The 22,479-nt window shown below is 69.4% G+C and carries 17 protein-coding genes; 14 read left to right on the top strand and 3 right to left on the bottom strand.

Annotated features, from left to right (window positions below; translation table 11 throughout):
• Positions 1-23: 23 nt before the first annotated feature.
• The 5 genes from ftsZ (at position 24) to ligA (ending at position 8,496) form a co-directional block, all read left to right on the top strand.
• Positions 24-1,712 (top strand): cell division protein FtsZ, encoded by a 1,689-nt coding sequence (gene ftsZ / locus ACZ5PO_RS38370; RefSeq protein ID WP_464188465.1) that lies wholly within the window; start codon positions 24-26, stop codon positions 1,710-1,712.
• 302 nt (positions 1,713-2,014) lie between these two features.
• The gene (gene lpxC / locus ACZ5PO_RS38365) at positions 2,015-2,962 is read left to right on the top strand and encodes a UDP-3-O-acyl-N-acetylglucosamine deacetylase (RefSeq protein WP_464188463.1); all 948 of its coding nucleotides are present in this window, start codon (positions 2,015-2,017) and stop codon (positions 2,960-2,962) included.
• Positions 2,963-3,384: 422 nt separating this feature from the next.
• Positions 3,385-4,281: an outer membrane protein assembly factor BamD gene (locus ACZ5PO_RS38360; protein WP_464188461.1), complete on the top strand. Its 897-nt coding sequence runs from the start codon at positions 3,385-3,387 to the stop codon at positions 4,279-4,281.
• Positions 4,282-4,623: 342 nt separating this feature from the next.
• Entirely contained in the window at positions 4,624-6,294 is a 1,671-nt protein-coding gene (gene recN / locus ACZ5PO_RS38355) for a DNA repair protein RecN (protein WP_464188459.1), read from the top strand.
• A gap of 81 nt (positions 6,295-6,375) precedes the next feature.
• Positions 6,376-8,496: an NAD-dependent DNA ligase LigA gene (gene ligA / locus ACZ5PO_RS38350; RefSeq protein ID WP_464188457.1), complete on the top strand. Its 2,121-nt coding sequence runs from the start codon at positions 6,376-6,378 to the stop codon at positions 8,494-8,496.
• Positions 8,497-8,539: 43 nt separating this feature from the next.
• Here ligA and ACZ5PO_RS38345 read toward each other — a convergent pair whose 3' ends face one another.
• From ACZ5PO_RS38345 to aptA, 3 genes are all read right to left on the bottom strand, one after another.
• Complete coding sequence (locus tag ACZ5PO_RS38345; RefSeq protein ID WP_464188455.1) at positions 8,540-9,745, bottom strand: pyridoxal-phosphate-dependent aminotransferase family protein; 1,206 nt, start codon at positions 9,743-9,745, stop codon at positions 8,540-8,542.
• A 251-nt stretch (positions 9,746-9,996) separates the two neighbouring features.
• Positions 9,997-10,416 (bottom strand): secondary thiamine-phosphate synthase enzyme YjbQ, encoded by a 420-nt coding sequence (locus ACZ5PO_RS38340; protein WP_464188453.1) that lies wholly within the window; start codon positions 10,414-10,416, stop codon positions 9,997-9,999.
• A 9-nt stretch (positions 10,417-10,425) separates the two neighbouring features.
• Positions 10,426-11,778 (bottom strand): omega-aminotransferase AptA, encoded by a 1,353-nt coding sequence (gene aptA, locus ACZ5PO_RS38335; RefSeq protein ID WP_464188451.1) that lies wholly within the window; start codon positions 11,776-11,778, stop codon positions 10,426-10,428.
• Between the two features lie 248 nt (positions 11,779-12,026).
• Here aptA and ACZ5PO_RS38330 point away from each other — a divergent pair, with 248 nt between their 5' ends.
• The 9 genes from ACZ5PO_RS38330 (at position 12,027) to ACZ5PO_RS38290 (ending at position 22,395) form a co-directional block, all read left to right on the top strand.
• Positions 12,027-12,944, top strand: coding sequence for a TIGR01459 family HAD-type hydrolase (locus ACZ5PO_RS38330; RefSeq protein WP_464188449.1), 918 nt, complete (start codon positions 12,027-12,029; stop codon positions 12,942-12,944).
• A 140-nt stretch (positions 12,945-13,084) separates the two neighbouring features.
• Positions 13,085-13,516, top strand: a complete 432-nt coding sequence (locus ACZ5PO_RS38325; RefSeq protein WP_464188447.1) for a MaoC family dehydratase — start codon at positions 13,085-13,087, stop codon at positions 13,514-13,516.
• A 124-nt stretch (positions 13,517-13,640) separates the two neighbouring features.
• Entirely contained in the window at positions 13,641-14,642 is a 1,002-nt protein-coding gene (locus ACZ5PO_RS38320) for a bifunctional riboflavin kinase/FAD synthetase (RefSeq protein ID WP_464188445.1), read from the top strand.
• A gap of 172 nt (positions 14,643-14,814) precedes the next feature.
• Complete coding sequence (locus ACZ5PO_RS38315) at positions 14,815-15,057, top strand: type II toxin-antitoxin system Phd/YefM family antitoxin (RefSeq protein ID WP_464188443.1); 243 nt, start codon at positions 14,815-14,817, stop codon at positions 15,055-15,057.
• A gap of 127 nt (positions 15,058-15,184) precedes the next feature.
• The gene (gene ileS, locus ACZ5PO_RS38310) at positions 15,185-18,154 is read left to right on the top strand and encodes an isoleucine--tRNA ligase (protein ID WP_464188441.1); all 2,970 of its coding nucleotides are present in this window, start codon (positions 15,185-15,187) and stop codon (positions 18,152-18,154) included.
• Complete coding sequence (gene lspA, locus ACZ5PO_RS38305) at positions 18,151-18,648, top strand: signal peptidase II (RefSeq protein WP_464188439.1); 498 nt, start codon at positions 18,151-18,153, stop codon at positions 18,646-18,648. The genes ileS and lspA overlap by 4 nt, the downstream gene beginning before the upstream one ends.
• 149 nt (positions 18,649-18,797) lie before the next feature.
• Positions 18,798-19,460, top strand: a complete 663-nt coding sequence (locus tag ACZ5PO_RS38300; RefSeq protein ID WP_464188436.1) for a hypothetical protein — start codon at positions 18,798-18,800, stop codon at positions 19,458-19,460.
• Positions 19,461-19,709: 249 nt separating this feature from the next.
• Positions 19,710-21,041: a M16 family metallopeptidase gene (locus ACZ5PO_RS38295; protein ID WP_464188434.1), complete on the top strand. Its 1,332-nt coding sequence runs from the start codon at positions 19,710-19,712 to the stop codon at positions 21,039-21,041.
• A gap of 67 nt (positions 21,042-21,108) precedes the next feature.
• Positions 21,109-22,395, top strand: coding sequence for a M16 family metallopeptidase (locus ACZ5PO_RS38290; RefSeq protein ID WP_464188432.1), 1,287 nt, complete (start codon positions 21,109-21,111; stop codon positions 22,393-22,395).
• The last annotated feature ends 84 nt before the right edge of the window (positions 22,396-22,479 follow it).

Here is a 22,479-nt window from a genome sequence, read left to right as displayed (position 1 = left end):
CGTTCTGGAGAGAGGCACAGACAATGGCGATCAAGCTGCAAGCACCGGACATTCGGGAACTCAGGCCGCACATCACCGTCTTCGGTGTGGGCGGCGCCGGCGGCAACGCCGTCAACAACATGATTGAAGCGGGCCTGCAGGGGGTTGAGTTCGTCTGCGCCAACACCGACGCACAGGCGTTGGCGTCGGCCAAGTCCCAGCGCATCATCCAGATGGGGATCGCGGTCACCGAGGGCCTGGGTGCCGGCTCCCAGCCCGACGTGGGCCGGGCGGCGGCAGAGGAGGTCATCGACGAGATCCGCGATCAGCTCTCGGGCGCCCACATGGTGTTCATCACCGCCGGCATGGGCGGCGGCACCGGCACCGGCGCCGCTCCCGTCATCGCACGGGCGGCGCGCGATCTCGGCATCTTGACCGTCGGCGTGGTGACCAAGCCGTTCCAGTTCGAAGGCGCCCGTCGCACCCGCGTGGCGGAGGCCGGCATCATCGAGCTGCAGCAGGCCGTCGATACGCTGATCGTCATCCCCAACCAGAACCTGTTCCGCGTCGCCAACGAGAAGACCACCTTCGCCGACGCCTTCGCCATGGCCGACCAGGTGCTGTATTCGGGCGTCGCCTGCATCACCGACCTGATGGTGAAGGAAGGCCTCATCAACCTCGACTTCGCCGACGTGCGCTCGATCATGCGCGGCATGGGCAAGGCGATGATGGGCACGGGCGAGGCCTCCGGCGACAAGCGCGCCAGCAACGCGGCCGAAGCCGCCATCGCCAATCCGCTGCTCGACGACGTGTCGATGAAGGGCGCCCGCGGCCTGCTGATCTCGATCACCGGCGGCAACGACCTCACCCTCTACGAGGTCGACGAGGCGGCCACCCGCATTCGCGAGGAGGTCGATCCGGACGCCAACATCATCCTGGGCGCCACGTTCGACCAGGCGCTCGACGGCATCATCCGCGTCTCGGTGGTGGCAACCGGCATCGAGCCGGCCGCGATCATGCCCGATTCGGAGATCGCGGCGACCGAGAAGCGCATCGCGGAAGTGGCCGAGCGCCTGCGCAACGAGGCGCGCATGCGGGCGACGCAGACGGTGCCGACCTTCCGCCCGGCGAGCGATACCATGAGCGCGCAGCCGCATCCGGCGCCGGCCTACACCCCGGCCCCGGTCGTCCCCCAGCCGGCCCCGCGGGCCGAGCCGGTGGCTGCGGTGGTGCACCACGACGTGACCATCGAGCCGGTTGCGCCGAAGCTGCCGCTGACCGTCGAGCACGCGCCGGAGCCGCCGACCGCGCCCGAGGTGCCGGCGCACTTCATCCCGCCGCAGCCGGAGCGCGTCGTGCGCCCGGCGCGCATGCCGCGTGTGGAAGATCTGCCGATGCCGGCCCAGAATCAGATCCGGGCCAGCCGTGTCGAGCCCGAGGCCGATACGGACGGGCGGCGCATGTCGCTGCTCCAGCGCATCGCCTCGGTCGGCCTCGGCCGGCGCGAGGACGGCCCGGCGCCGGCGCCGACGCCGGCCGCCGCGGCCCCCAGCCGGCAGGCACAGCGGGCGGGGACGCCGTCCCCCGTGCATGCGGAATACGGCAAGCGCACGGTGCAGCCGCCCCATCGCGCACCGTCCGGCGACGGTCAGCTGCGTGCCCCGGCACAGGCCCGCAACCTCGAGGACGACCAGCTGGAGATCCCCGCTTTCCTGCGCCGCCAGGCGAACTGATTCGGGCCGAATCCGGCCTTTTTTAGTGGGCGTTCCGGGGCTTGACTCCGGGACGCCCTCTCTCGTGAAAAGTGTCGCGAATCAAGCACTTCCCGCGCTGCGGCAGACGGAGACTCTTCGTTACAGAACGTAAGAAACCGTGATTTGGCCGCTGATGGGGCAAAGACTATGGTCCGACCCACAAGCCGAGACGGAGCGCCGGTCAACGGAGCCCGATCTCAAAGGGACAGTCAGCAAACGGACAGGCCTCGACTTCGGCGGCGACACAAGTCGTTCGCGGTCATTCCTGCCGGGACAGCGACATGAAAGCCAATCGGCAAACAACCTTACGTTCTTCCGTCGTTCTGTCCGGCAACGGAGTTCACTCCGGCAAGCCGGTCAAGATGACCCTTCATCCGGCGGATGCGTCGACTGGCATCAGTTTTCTCCGCACCAATCTCAGCAACGGCCATGATCGCCTGATCGAGGCACGGCATCTGTCCGTATCGGCGACGGCACTATGCACCGTCATCGGCGAGGCCGATTCGGGCTGTGTCGCCACCATCGAGCACCTGATGTCCGCTCTGGCAGGGCTCGGTATCGACAACGTCTGTGTCGAGATCGATGGGCCGGAAGTGCCGATCCTGGACGGCAGCGCGGCCGAGTTCGTCGACGCCGTGGAGCAGGCCGGCATCGTGCAGCTGGCGGCTCCCCGCAAGCTCATCAAGATCCTTCGGAATGTCCGCGTCGACATGGGTAAGTCCTTCGCGGAATTGAAGCCTTTCGACCGCGGCTTCCGGCTGGACGTGGAGATCGACTTCGACACCCCCCTCATCGGCCGCCAGCGCAAGGTGTTCGATCTGAGCCCTGCCGCCTACAAGCGCGAGATCGCCCGGGCGCGCACCTTCGGCTTCATGCGCGACGTCGAGGCGCTGTGGAAGGCGGGCTTCGCCCTGGGCTCCTCGCTGGAGAACACGGTGGCGATCGCCGAGGATCGCATCATCAATCCAGAGGGCACGCGCTGGCCGGACGAGTTCGTTCGCCACAAGGTTCTGGACGCGGTGGGCGATCTTGCGCTCGCCGGTGCACCACTGCTGGGCGAGTACCGCTCCTATTGCGGCGGCCACCGCCTCAACTTCATGATGCTCGAAGCCCTTTTTGCCGATCGGGCGAACTACGCCATCGTGGAAACGGTGCCGCGGCGCGAAGCGGGTCATGCAGAGCTCGGCGCCGGCATCGCCGTGCCGGCCTTCTCGCCGACGGTGCGCTGAGCCAGCGCTCACGGCGCGGCCAGCAGCAGCTCCCCTGCTTTTCGACCGGCTGATGTGTTGCCGAATGGCAACGGGCGCCGAAGAAATTCATGCTGCGTTGCGGCGGGCGTGATCTCAGCCGGCTCTAAGCTGAAGCGCTGCCATCTAAACGTCCATTTGTGCCGTGATGGGTTTGGACGACGTTCGGCGGCGGGCCGCCGACCGGGTGCCGATGCCTGTTGGACATGGTCGCCGGCATGGACAGCGGCCCTGGCGGCCGGCGCGGGGCTGCGTTAAAGAACGCCTCACTTTCGTGAGGCATCATCTGCCGGTCCGTTCCGGAGCGGGACGGCGGCGTCGAGATACGTGTGCGGATCACCATCCGCACCGACAAGCCTGTGTCTGCATCCGCAGCGCCGGCCGTCTGAAGGGAACGTCGCGGCATGCGTTTTGTGTTTTCTTCCGGGACCATTTCGAACGCGACCGTCCGCGCCGCGCTGGTCGCCGCGTCGGCCCTGTCCCTCGGCGCCTGCAGCGAGACCCTGGAGAAGCTCAACCCGTTCGCGGATGAGAAGTACAAGCCCGAGGTCGTGCAGGAGGTTCCGGCGGAGAACCTCTACAACGACGGCCTGGCCCGCATGTCGGACAGCAATTTCGGCGGCGCTTCCAAGAAGTTCGCGGACCTGGAGAAGCAGCATCCCTATTCGCCCTATGCGAAGAAGGCGCTGCTGATGACCGCGTACACCAATTACGAGTCCGGCTCGTACGATGATGCGATCCAGGCGTCCAAGCGCTACCTGACGCTGCATCCTGGCGACAAGGATGCCGCCTACGCCCAGTACCTGATGGCCATGTCGTACTACAGCATGGCTCCCGACGTCTCGCGCGACCAGGAGCAGGCCGAGAAGGCCGGCTCGGCGTTGCAGGAGCTGGTGCAGCGCTATCCCAACTCGGAGTATGTCAAGGACGCCAAGTGGAAGCTGCAGGTCATCCAGGACCAGCTGGCCGGCAAGGAGATGGAGGTCGGCCGCTACTACCTCAATCGCCGCAACTACGCGGCTGCCATCAACCGCTTCCGCGTCGTGGTCAGCCGCTACCAGACCACCCGCCACGTCGAGGAGGCGCTGGAGCGTCTGACGGAAGCCTACATGGCGCTCGGCATCGTCAACGAGGCGCAGACGGCGGCCGCGGTGCTCGGCCATAACTTCCCCGACAGCCCCTGGTACAAGGACGCGCACGCGCTGCTCGCCAAGGGCGGCGCCAGCCCGCGCGAGGACCGGGGCTCGTGGATCAGCCGCTCCTTCAGAAGCGTCGTCGGCCTCGTCTCGGCGTCCGAATGAGCGACCGCGGCCTGGAGCGGTTCCAGCGCTGACAGCATCGCGGGCGGGCTCTATAATCAATGCATGCGCGTGCGGCGAAAGCAGCCTCCATTCCATCCCGACAGGCTCTCGAGCATGGTTCGCCAAGATGGCCAGCGGCGGTGCGGCGAGACCCCGAGCCGCGGGTTGGGGCCGGAGCGCGGTTGCGCCGTTGAGCCCGGCCTAGAGCGCTTCGCGACTGGGAGGACTCACCCGATCGCAAGAGAAGCGCTCCAGATTCTAAAGGTTATGAGCATTTCTCGGCCACCGGATGGCCCCATCCAACGGCCGAGACATGCTCTAGCCGGCGGGGCTGCGCCGTAAATGCTGGCGCAGCTGTCGATCCGCGACATTGTCCTGATCGATCGGCTCGACCTCGTCTTCGACCGAGGCCTGAGCGTGCTGACGGGCGAGACCGGAGCCGGCAAATCGATCCTGCTCGATGCCTTCTCGCTCGCCTTGGGTGGGCGCGGCGACGGCTCCCTGGTCCGCCATGGCGAGACCCAGGGCCAGGTCACCGCGGTCTTCGATCTGGCTGCCGATCACCCTGCATTCGCCGTTGCGGCGGCCAACGACCTTGCCGGCGACGGCGAGCTGATTCTGCGCCGCGTGCAGTTCGCCGACGGCCGCACCCGTGCCTTCGTCAACGATCAGCCGGTGAGCGTGCAGGTGCTGCGCGCGGTGGGGGCCGCGCTGGTCGAGATCCACGGCCAGCACGACGACCGGGCCCTCGTCGACCCGGCGTCGCATCGCGCCATACTCGACGCCTACGGCGGCCTCGGCGCCGCCGCCCAGACCGTGGCCGCGGCGGCGCGCCGGCTCAAGCAGGCGGAGGCGGCGCAGGCCGCTCATCTGGCGCGAATCGAAGCGGCGCGGCAGGAGGCCGACTATCTGCGCCATGCCGAGCACGAGATCGCCACGCTGGCGCCGGCGGTGGGCGAGGAGGCCGAACTCGCGCTCTCCCGACAGATGATGATCCAGGCCGAAAAGGTCGTGGCCGAGCTCAACGAGGCCCATGAGGTGATCGCAGGCTCGGCGGCGCCGACACCGGCGGTCTCCTCGGCGCTGCGCCGGCTGGAGCGGCGCAGCGAGCAGGCGCCCGCGCTCGTCGCCCCGAGCATCAGGGCGCTCGATGCGGTGCTCGTCGCCCTCGACGAGGCGCGCTCGACGCTCGATCAGGCGCTGGCCGCGGCGGAGTTCGATCCCAAGGAGCTCGAGCACACGGAAGAGCGGCTGTTTGCGCTGCGCGCCGCGGCGCGCAAGTACAACGTATCGGCCGACGACCTCGAGGCGTTGCGCGCGCGCTTTGCCGGCGAGCTGGCGAGCCTCGACGCAGGCGAAAAGCACCTCGGCGCGCTCGCCGCGGAGGTCACGGCGGCCGAGGCCGCCTACCTTGCCGCGGCGCGAAAGCTGACGAGCGGGCGCCGCAAGGCGGCGGCCGCGCTCGATGCGGCGGTGGCGGCCGAGCTGCCGCCCCTGAAGCTCGAGCGGGCGCGCTTCATCACCCAGGTCGACAGCGACGAGGCGGTCCGCGGCGCCGACGGCTTCGACCGTGTGTCGTTCGTCGTGCAGACCAATCCCGGCACCAAGCCCGGCCCGCTGATGAAGGTCGCCTCGGGCGGCGAGCTGTCGCGCTTCATGCTGGCGCTCAAGGTGGTGCTGGCCGACCGCGGCTCGGCGCCGACCCTGGTGTTCGACGAGATCGATACGGGCGTCGGCGGTGCCGTCGCCGACGCCATCGGCCAGCGGCTGGCGCGGCTCGCCGGACGGGTGCAGGTGGTGTCCGTCACCCACGCCCCGCAGGTCGCGGCGCGGGCCGCGAGCCACTTCCTCATCGCCAAGGAGCCGGTGGCCGCGTCCGATCGCATCGCCACCCGCGTCGTCGCATTGGCCAGCGACACCCGGCGGGAGGAGATCGCGCGCATGCTTGCCGGCGCCACCATCACCGAGGAGGCCCGCGCCGCCGCCGCGCGGCTGCTGGAAGCGGGCGCGTGATGCGCCGAGCAGCGTACGCCTAACCGTTTTGCCGATCCGCGCGCTATAGAGTGCGGGCTGAACCCTTCACGACACGCTGCGATGCCCAAAGCCGCCCAGACCAGCACCGGCCCCGTCGACGATCTCACCTTGGTCGAAGCCGAGGAGGAGCATCATGCGTTGGGCGCCCAGATCGCCCACCACGACGCGCTCTATTACCAGAACGACGCGCCCGAGATCTCCGACGCCGCGTACGATGCCCTGCGGCGGCGCTACGAAGCGATCGAGGCCCGCTTTCCCGAGCTGCGCACGGCCGACAGCCTGTCGGAGAAGGTGGGCGCCACGCCGTCGGAGAAATTCGCCAAGGTACGGCACCGTGTGCCGATGCTGTCGCTCGGCAACGCCTTCTCCGACGCGGAGGTCGAGGAGTTCGTCGCCCGCATCCGCCGCTTCCTGGGGCTTGCCGCCGATGCGCCCGTCGCCATGACGGCCGAGCCGAAGATCGACGGGCTGTCGGTCAGCCTGCGCTACGAGAAGGGCGCGCTGGTCACCGCCGCCACCCGCGGCGACGGCGAGGAGGGGGAGGACGTCACCGCCAACGCCCGCACCGTCGCCGACATCCCCAAGCGCCTCGCCGGCGACGATGTGCCCGAGGTCATCGAAGTGCGCGGCGAGGTCTACATGCGCCACGCCGACTTCGCCGCCATGAACGCGCGCCAGGCCGAGGCGGGCAAGCCGGTGTTCGCCAATCCGCGCAACGCGGCCGCCGGGTCCCTGCGCCAGCTCGACCCGTCGATCACGGCGAGCCGGCCGCTGGCGTTCTTCGCCTATACCTGGGGCGAGCGCTCGGCCCTGCCTGCCAATACGCAATCCGGCGTCATCGCCGCCTTCGGCCGCTGGGGCCTGCCGACCAACCCGCTGACGGTGCGCTGCGAGAGCGCTGCCGAGCTGATCGCCCACTATCATGCCATCGAGGCCGAGCGGGCGACGCTCGGCTACGATATCGACGGCGTCGTCTACAAGGTCGACGACCTCGATTTGCAGCAGCGCCTGGGCTTCGTGGCGCGCTCGCCGCGCTGGGCGCTGGCTCACAAGTTCCCGGCCGAGCGCGCCACCACCATCGTGCGCGACATCGAGATCCAGGTCGGCCGCACCGGGGCGCTGACGCCGGTGGCCAAGCTGGAGCCGGTGACCGTGGGCGGTGTCGTCGTCTCCAACGCTACCCTGCACAACGAGGACGAGATCGTCCGCAAGGACGTGCGCGTCGGCGATACGGTGGAAGTCCAGCGCGCCGGCGACGTCATCCCGCAGGTGGTCAGGGTGCTCACCGACAAGCGCCCGGCCGATGCGGCGCCGTTCGTGTTCCCGACCGTCTGCCCCGCGTGCGGCAGCCATGCGGTGCGCGAGCTCAACCCGCGCAGCGGCCGCGAGGACGCGGTGCGGCGCTGTACCGGCGGCCTGATCTGTCCCGCCCAGGCCAAGGAGCGGCTGAAGCATTTCGTCTCCCGCAACGCGCTCGACATCGACGGCCTCGGCGACAAGCAGATCGAGGCGTTCTACACGGACGGGCTGGTGGTCCGGCCGCAGGATATCTTCACGCTCCAGGAGCGTGACCGGCGCTCGCTGAAGAAGCTCAAGGACCGCGAGGGCTACGGCGACACGAGCGCCGGCAATCTCTTCGCGGCGATCGAGGCGCGGCGGAGCGTGCCGCTCAACCGCTTCATCTTCGCCCTCGGCATCCGCCACGTGGGCGAGGGGAACGCCAAGCTCCTGGCCCGCCATTTCGGCAGCTTCGACGCCCTGCGCGCCGCGGCCGAAGCGGCCGTCGCCGATGCCGACGCCCGTGCCGAGATCGATGCCATCGACGGCATCGGACCGGCGGTGGCGGACGCGGTGGTGCAATTTTTCGCCGAGCCGCACAACCGCGAGCTGCTCGATGCGCTCGCCGCCCAGGTGACGCCGCAGCCGATGGAGGCAACGGCGTCGGAGAGCCCCGTCGCCGGCAAGACGGTGGTGTTTACCGGCACGCTGGAGCGCATGAGCCGGGACGAGGCCAAGGCCATGGCCGAGCGCCTGGGCGCCAAGGTCGCCGGCTCGGTTTCCAAGAAGACCGACCTTGTCGTCGCCGGCCCCGGCGCGGGATCGAAGCTCGCCAAGGCCCGCGAGGCCGGCGTCGAGGTGATCGACGAGGATGCCTGGCTGGCGCTGGTCGCGCAGGGGTAGCTGGCGCCGTCGGAGGGCCGCCCCCGGCGCTCCGACACGTCCGTCAATCGTCGGCGTGGGTGGCGATCACCGCAGCGGCTGCATCCAGCGCTCCGCGCCCGTGCGGGATCGCCAGGGCCTGCAGGCCGGCTTCCATCGCCGCCAGCACGCCGAGCGTCATGTGCGGATTGACGTGCCCCATATGGGCGATGCGCAGGAAATCATCGTAGGTGGGCTCGGACGGGTCGGCCATGCCGAGCCCGATTCCCAGCGTCACGCCAGCGTTGTGCTCCAGCCAGGAGCGCAGGCGCGTCGCTCCGCCGCCGCCGATCCGCGCCGCCGTCACGGCATGGGAGCGGCTCTCCGTCTCCGCGATGTTCAGGGCAATGTCGCCATCCCGGCTCCAGGCGTCGAACGCCGCCCAGACCGACCGAGCCAACGTGCGATGGCGCGCCCACACATGGCTCAGGCCTTCGTCCAGGAGCATGGTCAAGGCCTCGCGCAGGCCATACAAGTGATGGGTGGGGGCGGTCCCCGCGAACTTTCGGTAGAACTCGGGGCTGGAGCAGCGCAGGTTCCAATCCCAATAGGGCGTGACGAGATCGGAGCGCTGCGACGCAAGCCTTGCCTTGTCGCTGAACCAGACGATGCTCAGGCCCGGCGGCGTCATCAGGCCCTTCTGGCTCGCGGACACCAGGACGTCGATGCCCCAGTCGTCGAACAGAAGCGGGTCGCAGCCGAGGGAGGCGATCGCGTCGACCGCCAGAAGCGCCGGATGCCCGACGGAATCGATCGCCGCGCGCACGGCCGCAATGTCGCTGCGGGCCGACGAGGCGGTGTCCACGTGCGTCATCAGGACGGCGCGGATGTGGTGCGAGCGGTCCGCGCCGAGCGCTGCCGCGATCCGCGCAGGGTCGAGGCCGCCTCGCTTGCCGAAGTCGAGCAGATCGACCTCGACGCTCATCTGACCGGCGGCCTCGGCCCAAGCCGACCCGAACCGGCCGGTCGAGGCGACCAGCGCCTTGTCGCCGCGTGCGAACAGGTTGGCGATCACGGCCTCCCAGCCGCCGTGACCATTGGCAATGTAGATCGCCACGTTGGCCGTGCTGTGCGCAACCCGGCGCAGGTCGTCGTACAGCGCCGGCATCATCTCGACCAGCTCGCCATGATAGATGTTCGGCGACGCGCGGTGCATGGCGGACAAGACACGGTCGGGGACGACCGAGGGCCCCGGGATGGCAAGGTAGCGACGTCCGTTCGCGAGACTCACGCGGCATCTCCTTCGGCGGAGGGATGAGGTAAGACGACGATCATGCTGTCGCCGGGCAGACGGCCCGCCGCATCGATCGCGTCGAAGGCGAAGATCATGGCGCGATGCGCCGGCCGTCCTGTCGTGCGCACCGCCGCCGCCGCTCCCGTCTAGAGCGGGATGATTTTTCTTTGAATCATCGTCCCGCTCTAAGTCTTTGTCTTGAGCATGATCTTGTCCAAAAACCAGTGTCCACTTTTTGGGATCATGCTCTAATCGCCCGCTAGGTGCAGCACGACCTCGCGCGTGTGCGGCGCGGTGCGGTGCTCGACGACGTAGATGCCCTGCCAGGTGCCGAGCAGCGGCCGGCCGGCCTCGACGGGGACCGACAGGCTGGTCTGCGTCAACGCCGTGCGGATATGGGCGGGCATGTCGTCCGGCCCTTCGGCATCGTGCACGTAGAGGCCGCGGCCCTCCGGCGCGACGTGCCGGAAGAACGTCATGAGGTCCGTCCGCACGTCGGGATCCGCATTCTCCTGGATCAGCAGGGAGGCGGACGTGTGCCGGCAAAATACCGTGAGCAGGCCCGCTTCCACCGGCCGCCCGGCCACCCAGTGCGTCACCTCCCGGGTGATGTCGTAGAAGCCCTGGCCGCGGGTCGTGACCTGGAGCCTATGCAGATGATGCGGCACGGCCGCCGCTCACGCCACGGCCCTGATCGTCTTCCCCAGCCGCTCGGCGAGCTCGCCGACCTGGCTCTCGGAGGCGATCAGGGGCGGCGACAGCGCCAGCGTGTCGCCGGCGATGCGCAGCATCAGGTCGTGATCGTGGAAGGCCGCGACCATCGCGTCGTAGCCCCGGCGGCCGGGGCCTTCGGCCTTGGGCGCCAGGTCGACGCCGGCGGCGAGGCCGACGGTGCGGATGTCGAGCACGTTGGGCAGCCCCTTGAGCCCGTGCACCGCGTCGGCGAAGGCGCTCTCCAGCGCGGCGGCCCGCTCGAACAGGCCTTCGTCCCGATAGACGTCGAGGGTGGCGAGGCCGGCGGCGCAGGCGAGCGGATGCGCCGAATAGGTGTAGCCGTGGAACAGCTCGATCATGTGCTCCGGCCCCTGCATGAAGGCGTCGTGGATCGGGGCCCGGGCGATGACGCCGCCCATGGGGGCGGTGCCCGAGGTGACGCCCTTGGCGAAGGTCATGAGGTCCGGCACGACCCCGTAGCGCTCGGCGGCGAACGCCGTGCCGAGGCGGCCGAAGCCGGTGATGACCTCGTCGAAGATGAGCAGGATGTCGTGCTTGTCGCAGAGCGCGCGCAGGCGTTGCAGGTAGCCCTTGGGCGGCGGTAGCACGCCGGTCGAGCCGGCGACCGGCTCGACGATGACGGCGGCGATGGTCGAGGCGTCGTGCAGGGCGACGAGCCGCTCCAGTTCGTCGGCCAGATGCGCGCCCCAGTCAGGCTCGCCGCGGCTGAAGGCCTGCTTGTCGCGGTCGTAGGTGTGCGGCAGGTGGTCGACGCCGGTCAGCAGCGTGCCGAAGCTCCGGCGATTGGTGACGATGCCGCCCACCGAGATGCCGCCGAAGCCGACGCCGTGGTAGCCGCGCTCGCGACCGATGAGGCGGGTCTTGCTGCCCCGGCCCTTGGTCTGCCAATAGGCCAGCGCGATCTTCAGCGCGGTGTCGACGGCCTCCGAGCCGGAGTTGGCGAAGAAGACGTGATCGAGATCGCTCGGCGCCAGGGCCGCCAGCCGTCCGGCCAAGGTGAAGGCTTCCGGATGGGAGAACTGGAACGAGGGCGCGTAATCGAGCCGCGCCGCCTGGGCCTGGATCGCCTTGACGATCGGCTCGCGGCAATGGCCGGCGTTGCAGCACCACAGACCCGCCGCGCCGTCGATGACGCGTCGGCCGTCGCTGGTGAGGTAGTGCATGCCTTCCGCTCCCACCACCAGCCGCGGCCGCTGCTTGAAGGAGCGGTTGGCCGAGAACGGCATCCAGAACGCAGCGAGGTCGTTTGGCGCGAGGCTTGCGTCGATGGGATGGGTCGTCGGCTGGAAGGTCATGGCGGCTCCGCGCGGATGAGGACGAACGACGCGAGATCGAGGAACGAGGACGGCCGAATCATAGCCGATCCCCACCGGTATCGCCCGGGATAAAGGCGGCGGAGCGTGTGGCCGAGCGCCGGTGCGCTGGCCGGACCGTCCGCACGACTTGCATGCTGGACGCGAAATGAGCACTGGTCGTTGTCGAATCTGAGGCCGGTTACACGACGGATCGGCTGCCGCAGAGGTTGGAGAAGGGGCTTGCCCATATGAGCGCTGATTCTGCTGCACCGGGGCACGCCGACGACGGCGCCCCGCCCTCCGGCCGGCCGGTGGCGCTGGTGCACGGCCTGTCGCAGCTGGCGGCCGACCGGGATCTGCTGATCTGCGACATCTGGGGCGTCATCCACAACGGCATCGAATCGTTCGCCGATTCGTGCGCGGCGCTCGCCCGCTTCCGGGCCGGCGGCGGCACCGTCGTGCTCGTTTCCAACGCGCCGCGCCCGTTCACCGAGGTGCTGCTGATGCTGGAGCGCCTCCAGGTGCGCCGCGACAGCTTCGATGCCATCGTCACCTCGGGCGACATCACCCGCGGCGCCATCGCGGCCCGGGCTGGCGAGCCCGTGTTCATGATCGGGCCGCCGCGCGACCGGCCGATCTTCGACGGGCTGGCGGTGCGCTTCGTGCCGGTGGAGGAGGCCTCCTACGTCGTCTGCACCGGCCTCTTCGACGACGAGACCGAGACGGAGGAGACGTACCGGCCGATGCTCACCGCGCTCGCGGCGCGGCAGGTGCTGTTCATCTGCGCCAATCCCGACCTGGTCGTCGAGCGGGGCGACCGGCTCATCCCCTGCGCCGGCGCGCTGGCGGCGCTCTACGAGAAGCTGGGCGGCGCGACGCTCTATGCCGGCAAGCCGCGTGCGCCGATCTACGAGACGGCCGTTGCCATGGCCGCCGAGCTGCGCGGCAAGCCCGCGCCGGCGGAGCGCATTCTCGCCATCGGTGATTCCATCCACACCGACGTGGCCGGCGCGGTCGCCATGGGGTTCGACTGCCTGTTCGTCGCGCGCGGCATCCACGCCCATGAGGTGGGGGTGCCGGGCCGCCTCACGACCGCGGCCGTCACGGCCTGGGCCGCGCGACAGCCGGTGGCGCCGATGGCGGTGATCCCGCACTTGCGCTGGTAGCGGGGCGCCCCGCATTGGTTGCAACTGGAACCAAAGTTCAATAGCCGCACCTCCGCGGAGCCGCTAAATGCTGCGACGCAGCGACAGCTGCTGCGCCGCGCCAACCCGCGTTGGCCTGCATTCCGGCGGTCGGAGGATCCATGAAGCCCGTGCTGAGAACCTACACCTTCGAGGACCTGCGCCTCGGCATGCGCGAAATCCTGATGCGCACTGTCATGGAGACCGACATCACCGATTTCGCTGCGGTTACCGGCGATCACAATCCGATCCATCTCGACGAGATCTATGCGGCGCAGACGCGGTTCGGCCAGCGCATCGCCCACGGCATGTTCACGGCCGGCCTCATCTCGGCGCTGATCGGCACACGCCTGCCCGGGCCGGGTGCCATCTATCTGTCGCAGACGCTGCAGTTCCTGGCGCCGGTGCGGATCGGCGACGTGGTCACGGCCTCCGCCGAGGTGGTCGAGCTGGTCGAGAGCCGCCGGCGGGCGCGGCTGTTCTGCGAATGTGTCGCGGACGGGCGGGCGGTGCTGGAAGGCGAGGCCTGGGTGGCGCTGCCGTCACGCGGCTGAGGCGAGCCGCTTCGCTGGACCGGAGGTCCACTGGCTTGACCGGATGTCCCTTGGCTTGACCGAAGGCGCCTGTTGTTGTCAGGGTCCGCGCGCCGCGCCTGCGGCGGCGGCTTGCGACCGAGTGATGCCCGAGACCGAATTTCCAGACATCCAGCGGACGCGGCCGAGGCGCCCGTTCTTCATCGTGCGTGGCCGGGAGCCTGCGGGCGATGACCTGAAGCACCCGGTCGTGGCCATCGGCAATTTCGATGGGCTGCACGCCGGCCATCGCGCCGTCATCGCCGGGGCCCGCAAGCTTGCGGACGAGCTGGGCCGCCCGGCCGCCGTGCTGACCTTCGATCCGCATCCGCGCACGTTCTTCCGGCCCGAGGAGCCCGTGTTCCGCCTGACGCCGGAATCGGTGGAGGCGACGCTGCTGGCGCGCCTGGGGCTCGACGGCATGATCGTGCTGCCCTTCGACGCGCAACTGGCCGCCATGAGCGCCGACGCCTTCTTCGACGACGTGCTGGTGGCCAGCTTCGGCGTGTCGGGCCTGATCATCGGCCATGATTTCCATTTTGGCCGCGGGCGAGAGGGATCGCCGTCCTTCCTGCTGCGCCGGGGGGCCGGCAGCGGCATGCCGGTCGTCGTCGTCGAACCGGTGAACGACGGCGGCGAGCCGGTGTCGTCGAGCATGGTCCGCCAGGCGCTCGGCGCCGGCGACGTGCACCGGGCCAACACGCTGCTGGGCTATCGCTGGTTCGTGCGCGGCGACGTGAGCCATGGCCAGAAGCTCGGGCGCACCCTGAACTACCCGACGGCCAACCTGCGGCTCGACGACGGCTGCCGGCTCCGGCACGGCATCTACGCCGTGCGCGCCGCGGTGGACAGCCGCGTGGTCGACGGTGTCGCCAGTTTCGGCCGGCGTCCGACCTTCGACAACGGCGCGCCGCTACTGGAGGTGCACCTGTTCGATTTCGCCGGCGATATCTACGGCCAGCAACTCGACGTGGAGTTCGTGGCCTATCTGCGTGCCGAGGAGCGCTTCGACAACGTCGAGGCGCTGGTGGCGCAGATGGACCGCGACAGCGCCGAGGCGCGTCGCATCCTCGCCGAGAACCCGTCGCCGCGCTCGCTGTTGGGCTGACGGCGCACCACCTTTGCCGCGTCATGGCCGGGCTTGACCCGGCCATCCATCAATGCATCGACGTCAGCCCGGCAGGGCTGGCCGAACCTCCGCGTTCTTCAGTGGATGGATGGCCGGGTCAAGCCCGGCCATGACGCGGTGGGGCAGCCACTCGCCTGATCAGGAGGCTGACATGCACTCCATCGATGTTGCCGTCGCCAAGGCGCATCTGAGCGAGCTCGTCCACTGCGTTGAAGCAGGCGCCACAATCGAGATCACGCGCCACGGAAAGCCTGTGGCGCTACTCACGGGGTTCATCAGAGCGCGCAAGCCGATCGACATCTCTGCCCTTAAGGCGCTGACGGCGAGCATGGCTCCACATGGCCAGGACGCCGGCGCATTTGTGCGATCGATGCGGGACGGTGACCGTAGTTAATGCCTCAAGCGAAGCGCCGGTTGACTTGATTGCGCCGCCGTCCCGTGCGACGGCAGGCCTTTCCGGCCGGTGTCCGCCCCAGTGATGCCGCGCCGCCCGCTCTTTCGGGCCTTCATGAGCCGCAGCGATGACCGATACGACCGTGGCGCCCAAGGCGCACGACTATTCCAAGACCCTGTTCCTGCCGCAGACCGCGTTTCCCATGCGCGCCGGCCTGCCCGAGCGCGAGCCCGAGATCCTCGCCCGCTGGTACGAGATCGGCCTCTACGAGCGCCTGCGCCAGACCGCCCGGCACGACCCGCGCTTCATCCTGCATGACGGGCCGCCCTACGCCAACGGCCACATCCACATCGGCCATGCGCTCAACAAGATCCTCAAGGATCTCGTCACCCGCTCGCAGCAGATGCTCGGCTACGACAGCAACTACGTGCCGGGATGGGACTGCCACGGCCTGCCGATCGAGTGGAAGATCGAGGAGGAGTACCGCACCAGGGGGCTCGACAAGGACCAGGTGCCGATCCTCGAGTTCCGTCAGGAGTGCCGCGCTTTTGCCGAGCGCTGGGTCGATATCCAGCGCGAGGAGTTCAAGCGGCTCGGCGTCGTCGGCGATTGGGCGCACCCCTACCTCACCATGTCGTTCGCCGCGGAGGCGCAGATCGCCCGCGAGCTGATGAAGTTCGCCGCCAGCGGCCAGCTCTACCGTGGCTCCAAGCCGGTGATGTGGTCGATCGTCGAGCGCACCGCGCTCGCCGAGGCGGAGGTGGAGTACCAGGAGCACGTCTCGACCACCATTTTCGTCAAGTTCCCGCTCGTGGGGGCCGAAGCGCTCGACGAGCGGCTGGCTCACGCGAGCGTCGTGATCTGGACCACGACGCCCTGGACCATCCCGGCCAACCGCGCCATCGCCTATTCCAACGAGATCCCCTACGGCCTTTACGAGGTGACCGCCGCGCCCGACGGCAACTGGGCCAAGGTGGGCGAGCGCTACGTGCTGGCCGATGCGCTGGCCGAGGGCGTCCTCCGTGCGGCCAAGGTCGAGAGCTTCACGCGCGTCACCGATGTGAGCCCCGCCATGCTGGCCGGGCTCACGGCTCGCCATCCGCTGCACGGCCAGGGCTACGATTTCGGCGTGCCGCTGCTGGCCGCCGACTATGTCACCGCCGATACCGGCACGGGTTTCGTCCACACTGCTCCCGGCCACGGCGCCGACGACTACGTGACGTTCGTCAAGAACAAGGCGGCCTTCGCCACTGCTGGCACGCCGGACGTGCCGCACACCGTGCGGCCGGACGGGTTCTACTTCGACCACGTGCCGCTGTTCGCCGGCGCCCGCGTCTTCGACGACAAGGGCAAGGAGGGCGATGCCAATGCTCGCGTCGTCGCGGCGCTGGCCGAGGCCGGCATGCTGGTGGCCCGCGGCAAGCTCCGGCACAGCTATCCGCACTCCTGGCGCTCCAAGGCGCCGCTCATCTTCCGCAACACGCCGCAGTGGTTCATCCCCATGGACAAGGACCTGGCGGCGCCGGGCGACACGCTGCGCGCGCGGGCGATGCGAGCGATCCACGAGACGCGCTGGGTGCCGGCCGCGGCCGAGCACCGCATCGGCGGCATGGTCGAGAACCGGCCCGACTGGGTGATCTCGCGCCAGCGGGCCTGGGGCGTGCCGATCACCGTGTTCGTGGACAAGGAGACCGGTGAGACCCTGGTCGACGAACGGGTCAACGCGCGCATCGCCGAGGCCTTCGAGGCCGAGGGCGCCGACGCCTGGTTCGCCGACGCCAGCGGCGAGCGCTTCCTCGCGCCGGACCATGATCCGGCGCGCTTTGAAAAGGTCGACGACGTGCTCGACGTGTGGTTCGATTCCGGCTCGTCCCACGCCTTCACACTGGAGAAGCGCGACGACCTCAAGGTCAAGCGGCGCGGGCCGGGAAGCCCCATCGCCCCGCTCGTCGCCGGCAAGCAGCACGATCAGGTCATCTATCTGGAAGGCACCGACCAGCACCGCGGCTTCTTCCACTCGTCGCTGCTGGAAAGCTGCGGCACCCGCGGCCGCGCGCCCTACGACATCGTCGTCACCCACGGCTTCACGCTCGACGAGCAGGGCCGCAAGATGTCGAAGTCGCTCGGCAACACGGTGGCGCCGCAGGACGTGATCCGGCAGTCGGGCGCCGACATCCTGCGGCTGTGGACCGCCTCGGTCGACTATTGGGACGACCAGCGCATCGGCCCCGAGGTGCTGAAGAGCACCACCGACCAGTACCGCAAGATCCGCAACAGCCTGCGCTGGATGCTGGGCTCGCTGCACCACTTCTCCGGCCACGACATCGTGCCGGTGGAGCACATGGCGGAGCTCGAGCAGCTGATGCTGCATCGGCTGGCCGAGCTCGACCAGGTGGTGCGCGAGGCCTACGCCGGCTTCGACTACAAGAAAGTGGTGACGACGCTGGTGCCGTTCCTGACCGGCGACCTCTCGGCCTTCTACTTCGATATCCGCAAGGACACGCTCTACTGCGACCCGATCTCTAGCACGGCCCGGCGCGGCGCGCTGACGGTGATCGATCAGCTCTTCCGCTGCGTCACCACCTGGCTGGCGCCGATCCTGTCGTTCACGGCGGAGGAGGCGTGGCTGTCGCGCTTCCCGGCGGCGGAGTCGGTGCATCTGGAGCGCTTCCCGATCGTGCCGGCCACGTGGCGCGACGAGGCGCTGGCCGAGAAATGGGCCTTGGTCCGCCGCGTCCGCCGCGTCGTCACCGGCGCCCTGGAGATCGAGCGGGCCAACAAGACCGTCGGCTCGAGCCTGGAGGCGGCCCCCATCGTGCACGTCAGCGATCCGGCCTTGCAGCAGGCGCTCGCCGGCCTCGACTTCGCCGAGATCTGCATCACCTCGGCGATCACGCTGGTGCCGGGGGAGGGGCCGGCCGACGCCTTCCGCCTCGACGACGTCGCCGGTGTCGCCGTGGTGTTTGCCAAGGCCGAAGGGCGCAAATGCGCGCGCTCCTGGAAGATCTCGCCCGAGGTCGGCAGTGATGCCGAATATCCCGATCTCACGCCGCGCGATGCCAGGGCGATGCGCGAGTGGCAGAAGGCGCGCGCATGACGCCGGCCAGGGTCGGCGCGCTCTGCGCGCTCCTGACGCTCGTGCTCGATCAGGCGAGCAAGCTCTGGCTGCTGTTCGTGGCCGATTTGCCGAACCGGGGGCCGCTGGTGCTGGCGCCGTTCGTCGAGCTGGTCGCCGTGTGGAACCGCGGCATCTCGTACGGGCTGTTCCAGATCGCGGGCGACACGTGGCGGATGGTGTTGATCGCCGGTTCGCTCGCCGCGGCGGCCCTGCTCGGCGTGTGGATCTGGCGGGCGCATTCGCGCTTCCTGGCCGCCGCGCTGGGGCTGATCGCCGGCGGCGCCGTGGGCAACGCCGTCGATCGCGCCGCCTACGGCGCGGTTTTCGACTTTGTTCATATCCATGTGGGATCGTTCAGCTGGTACGTGTTCAACATCGCCGACGCCGCCATCGTTGCCGGAGTGGCGACACTTCTGTATGACTCGCTCCTTGGGGAAAGGGGCTCCGAGGCGCGCCGGCGGAAGAGAAGCTGAAGCCGCCTCATGAATGTCGTCGCGTCGGCCCCTCTGCGACCGGGCGTTAGCCTGGGTCGTGTGAGGGTCGGTCTTGCCCATCGGCGTTGCGGGACGGTTGCCCGGCAACGCAGGCCAGCCGAGGCCGGCGCCCAGAGACAGGAGACGGAATGGCACGCGCATTGACCATGTGGGCTCCGCTCACGGCCATAGCCCTGGCTTGCGGCATGACGAGCCCGGTGCGGGCCGAGGAGGGCATGTTCATGAAGAATATGCTCAGCAACCTCGGCATCATCGACGACGACAAGGGTGCTGCCTCGATCAACTATCGGGAGCGGGCGCCGCTGGCGGTGCCGCCCAAGCTCGACCTGCCGCAGCCGTCCGCCGGCCCCGGCTCTCGCGAGGCGGCGTGGCCCAACGACACCGACGTCGTCAAGCGCAAGCGCGCCATCGCCGAGCGGCAGCAGCCGGTGCCGTTCCCCAACGACAACCGGCCGTCTCAGGGCGCCCGCCTGACGCGCGAAGAGCTGGACCGGCCGGTGAAGCGTACCTCCAAGCAGGACGCGCCGGGGCCGCGCGAGGTCTATGGCGACGGCCGCCTGTCCACCTGGCTCAATCCCGACGAGCTGAAAAAGGGCACCGACAAGACCGACCCGAGCAAGCTCGACTACGACCACGAGCCGCAACGGGACACCCTGCTGCAGCCACCGACCGGGTATCGCCTGCCGGCGGGCAATGCGCCGCTCAAGTCGACCAAGAGCGAGCCGGTCGGCGTCGTCAATCGGGACGCCCGGCCCGAACGGGACTGGAACGCCAGCAACAGCGACGACTGACGCCGGCTTCCCCCCTCGGCGGCTTGGTGCGGCCTGACACCAGAGCATTCCGCCCTTGGATGGGATCATCCAAGGGCGGAGAAATGCTTATAATCTTTTGAATCTGGAGCGCTTCTCCTGCGATTGGGTGAGCCCACCCCATCGCGAAGCGCTCCAGGCCGCGACTCGCTCGGACGCACGCGGCGTGCGCGCTCTTCATTCCAACGCGGCTACGGAGCGGCCGCGCGCCATCGCGAAAGGTGATGCCCGATGATCCAAGCCCCGACCAGCGGCCTGCGCACGGACGATCGCGCGGCGCCGTCGCGTGACGCCGGGGGGCCGGAGGTCTATGCGTCCACCCTCGACAACGGGCTCGACGTGGTGGTCATTCCGGACCGCCGTGCGCCCGTGGCGACCCACATGGTGTGGTACCGCAACGGCTCCGCCGACGACCCGCTGGGCAAGTCCGGCATCGCCCATTTCCTCGAGCACCTGATGTTCAAGGGCACCGAGGCCCACCCGGAGGGGCAGTTCTCCGACGTGGTGGCGTCGGTCGGCGGCCAGGAGAACGCCTTCACCTCCTTCGACTACACCGCCTATTTCCAGCGGGTGGCGAAGGAGCATCTGGCCACCATGATGAGCTTCGAGGCCGACCGCATGAACGGCCTCGCCTTTGACGAGGCGGTCGTCGCGCCCGAGCGCGACGTGGTGATCGAGGAGCGGCGCATGCGCACCGATTCCGATCCCGACGAGCTGCTCGGCGAGGCCATGGCCTCGGCTCTGTTCACCCACCATCCGTACGGCAATCCGATCATCGGCTGGATGCACGAGATCGAGGGCCTGACCCGCGCCGACGCGCTCGCCTATTACCGGCGCTTCTACGCGCCCGAGAACGCCATCCTGGTGGTGGCGGGCGACGTCACCGAGGCCGAGGTGCTGGAGAAGGCGGCCGAGACCTACGGGCGCATTCCGGCGCGCGGCGAACGGCCGCTGCGCTTCCGCCCCACCGAGCCGCCACCGCACGCCTCCCGCCGCGTGACGGTGCGCGACGGCAAGGTCGAGCAGCCGTTGCTGCGCCGGCTCTATCTCGCTCCGTCGGTGATCACGGCGCGCTCGGGCGAGGCCTTCGCCCTCGACGTGCTGGCCGAGATCCTCGGCGGCGGCCCGACCTCCGTGCTCTATCGCGACCTCGTCATGGACAAGAAGGCGGCGGTCTCCGCCGGCGCCTGGTACATGGGCAATGCGGTCGATGCGACGCGCTTCGGCGTCACCGCGGCGCCGCGGCCCGGGGTGACGCTCGGCGACCTCGAGACCATGATCGACGATGCCGTGGCCGATTTCGTCGCCAAGGGCGTCGGCGAGGCCGATTTCCAGCGCGCCAAGACCCGGCTCGTCGCCGAGATGGTCTACGCCCAGGACAGCCAGGCGATGCTGGCCCGGGTCTATGGCTCGGCGCTGGCCATCGGCGAGACCCTCGAGGACGTGAGCGGCTGGCCAAGCCGCATCGAGGCCGTGACCCCGGAAGCGGTCGTCGCCGCAGCCGGCTCGGTGCTCGACGCCCGTCGAGCGGTGACCGGCTATCTCGAGCCGGAGCGTACCTGAGCGCCGGCCCCAGGGGCCGTTTCTCGCCTGCCGAAGCCCTTCCGACAGCCCGATCACCGAGTACGCCATGGCCCCCGCCAGCACGACCGAGACCGCGACCCGCGCCGCATCGCCGACAGTCACACGTGTGACCTCGGCCGGCGGCCTCGAAGCCTGGCTGGTGGAGGAGCATGCCGTCCCGCTGGTGGCGATCGAGTTCGCCTTCCTGGGCGGCGCGTCGCAGGACCCGACGGGTAAGCCGGGGGTCGCCAACCTGCTCTCCGGCCTGCTCGACGAGGGCGCCGGGCCCCATGATTCGGACGCCTTCCAGAACCTGCTGGCCGACCGGGCCGTCGAGCTGCGCTTCCATGCCGACCGGGACACGCTGCGCGGCTCCCTGAAGACCCTTACCGCGCATCTGCCCGCCGCCATCGATCTGCTGCGCCTGGCGGTCAACGAGGCGCGGCTCGATGCGGACGCGGTGGCGCGGGTGCAGGGGCAGGTCGAGGCCGGGCTGCGCCACGAGCTCAACAACCCGGACAGCCTCGTTGGCCGGGCGTTCTTCGCCGGCGCCTTCCCCGACCACCCTTACGGCCGTCCGACGCGCGGCACCATCGAGAGCGTCGGGGCGATCGGCCGGGACGATCTCGTCGCCTACGGCGCCGCCACGCTGGCGCGCGACAATCTGCGCGTCGCCGCCGTCGGCGCGATCTCTGCCGACACCCTGGCGCAGGTGCTCGACGACGTGTTCGGGGCGCTGCCGGCCGCGGCGCGGCTGGCGCCGGTCGCCGACGTGGTGCCGGTCGGCCTGGGCGGGCGCCAGGTGATCGACGTCGACGTGCCCCAGTCGGTGGTGCGCTTCGGCGGCCGCGGCCTCAAGCGGCTCGACCCGGACTATCTGCCCGGCTACGTCATGAACCATATCCTCGGCGGCGGCGTGTTCTCGGCGCGGCTGTTCCGCGAGGTGCGCGAGAAGCGCGGCCTCGCCTACGGCGTGTCGAGCTCGCTGGTGCCGATGCGCCACGCGGCGCTGTTCGTGGGCGGCACCGCCACCAAGAACGAGCGCGTGGCCGAATCGCTCGAGGTCATCGCCGCCGAGATCGGCAAGCTCGCCAGCGACGGGCCGGATGCCGACGAGTTGCGCCTCGCCAAGCAGTACCTCGTCGGCTCCTATGCGCTGCACTTCGACACCTCGACCAAGATCGCCGGCCAGCTGCTGCAAATCGCCGTCGAAGGGCTCGGCATCGACTACATCGACCGCCGCAACGCGCTCGTCGATGCGGTCACCGCCGAGGACGTGCGTCGGGCCGGCGCCCGCTTCCTGGCGCCGGACGAGCTGATCGTCGTCATCGCCGGCCGCCCCGTGGGGGTGTGAGCGGCCGGCCCGGCCATCCATCGTCACTGGAGAATCGATGCGCAGCTCGATGAGCGCGCGCGAACACTGCTAATATGGCCGGAC

It is taken from the genome of Chelatococcus sp. KU-N122, assembly GCF_055391085.1.
This window is presented reverse-complemented; position numbering and strand designations above follow the sequence as displayed.

Excerpts from the sequence above, each read along its gene's own strand:
- ftsZ (WP_464188465.1), top strand. The coding sequence starts at position 24 with ATGGCGATCAAGCTGCAAGCACCGGACATTCGGGAACTCAGGCCGCAC.
- lpxC (WP_464188463.1), top strand. The coding sequence starts at position 2,015 with ATGAAAGCCAATCGGCAAACAACCTTACGTTCTTCCGTCGTTCTGTCC.
- ACZ5PO_RS38360 (WP_464188461.1), top strand. The coding sequence starts at position 3,385 with ATGCGTTTTGTGTTTTCTTCCGGGACCATTTCGAACGCGACCGTCCGC.
- recN (WP_464188459.1), top strand. The coding sequence starts at position 4,624 with ATGCTGGCGCAGCTGTCGATCCGCGACATTGTCCTGATCGATCGGCTC.
- ligA (WP_464188457.1), top strand. The coding sequence starts at position 6,376 with ATGCCCAAAGCCGCCCAGACCAGCACCGGCCCCGTCGACGATCTCACC.
- aptA (WP_464188451.1), bottom strand. The coding sequence starts at position 11,778 with ATGACCTTCCAGCCGACGACCCATCCCATCGACGCAAGCCTCGCGCCA.
- ACZ5PO_RS38330 (WP_464188449.1), top strand. The coding sequence starts at position 12,027 with ATGAGCGCTGATTCTGCTGCACCGGGGCACGCCGACGACGGCGCCCCG.
- ACZ5PO_RS38325 (WP_464188447.1), top strand. The coding sequence starts at position 13,085 with ATGAAGCCCGTGCTGAGAACCTACACCTTCGAGGACCTGCGCCTCGGC.
- ACZ5PO_RS38320 (WP_464188445.1), top strand. The coding sequence starts at position 13,641 with ATGCCCGAGACCGAATTTCCAGACATCCAGCGGACGCGGCCGAGGCGC.
- ACZ5PO_RS38315 (WP_464188443.1), top strand. The coding sequence starts at position 14,815 with ATGCACTCCATCGATGTTGCCGTCGCCAAGGCGCATCTGAGCGAGCTC.
- ileS (WP_464188441.1), top strand. The coding sequence starts at position 15,185 with ATGACCGATACGACCGTGGCGCCCAAGGCGCACGACTATTCCAAGACC.
- lspA (WP_464188439.1), top strand. The coding sequence starts at position 18,151 with ATGACGCCGGCCAGGGTCGGCGCGCTCTGCGCGCTCCTGACGCTCGTG.
- ACZ5PO_RS38300 (WP_464188436.1), top strand. The coding sequence starts at position 18,798 with ATGGCACGCGCATTGACCATGTGGGCTCCGCTCACGGCCATAGCCCTG.
- ACZ5PO_RS38295 (WP_464188434.1), top strand. The coding sequence starts at position 19,710 with ATGATCCAAGCCCCGACCAGCGGCCTGCGCACGGACGATCGCGCGGCG.
- ACZ5PO_RS38290 (WP_464188432.1), top strand. The coding sequence starts at position 21,109 with ATGGCCCCCGCCAGCACGACCGAGACCGCGACCCGCGCCGCATCGCCG.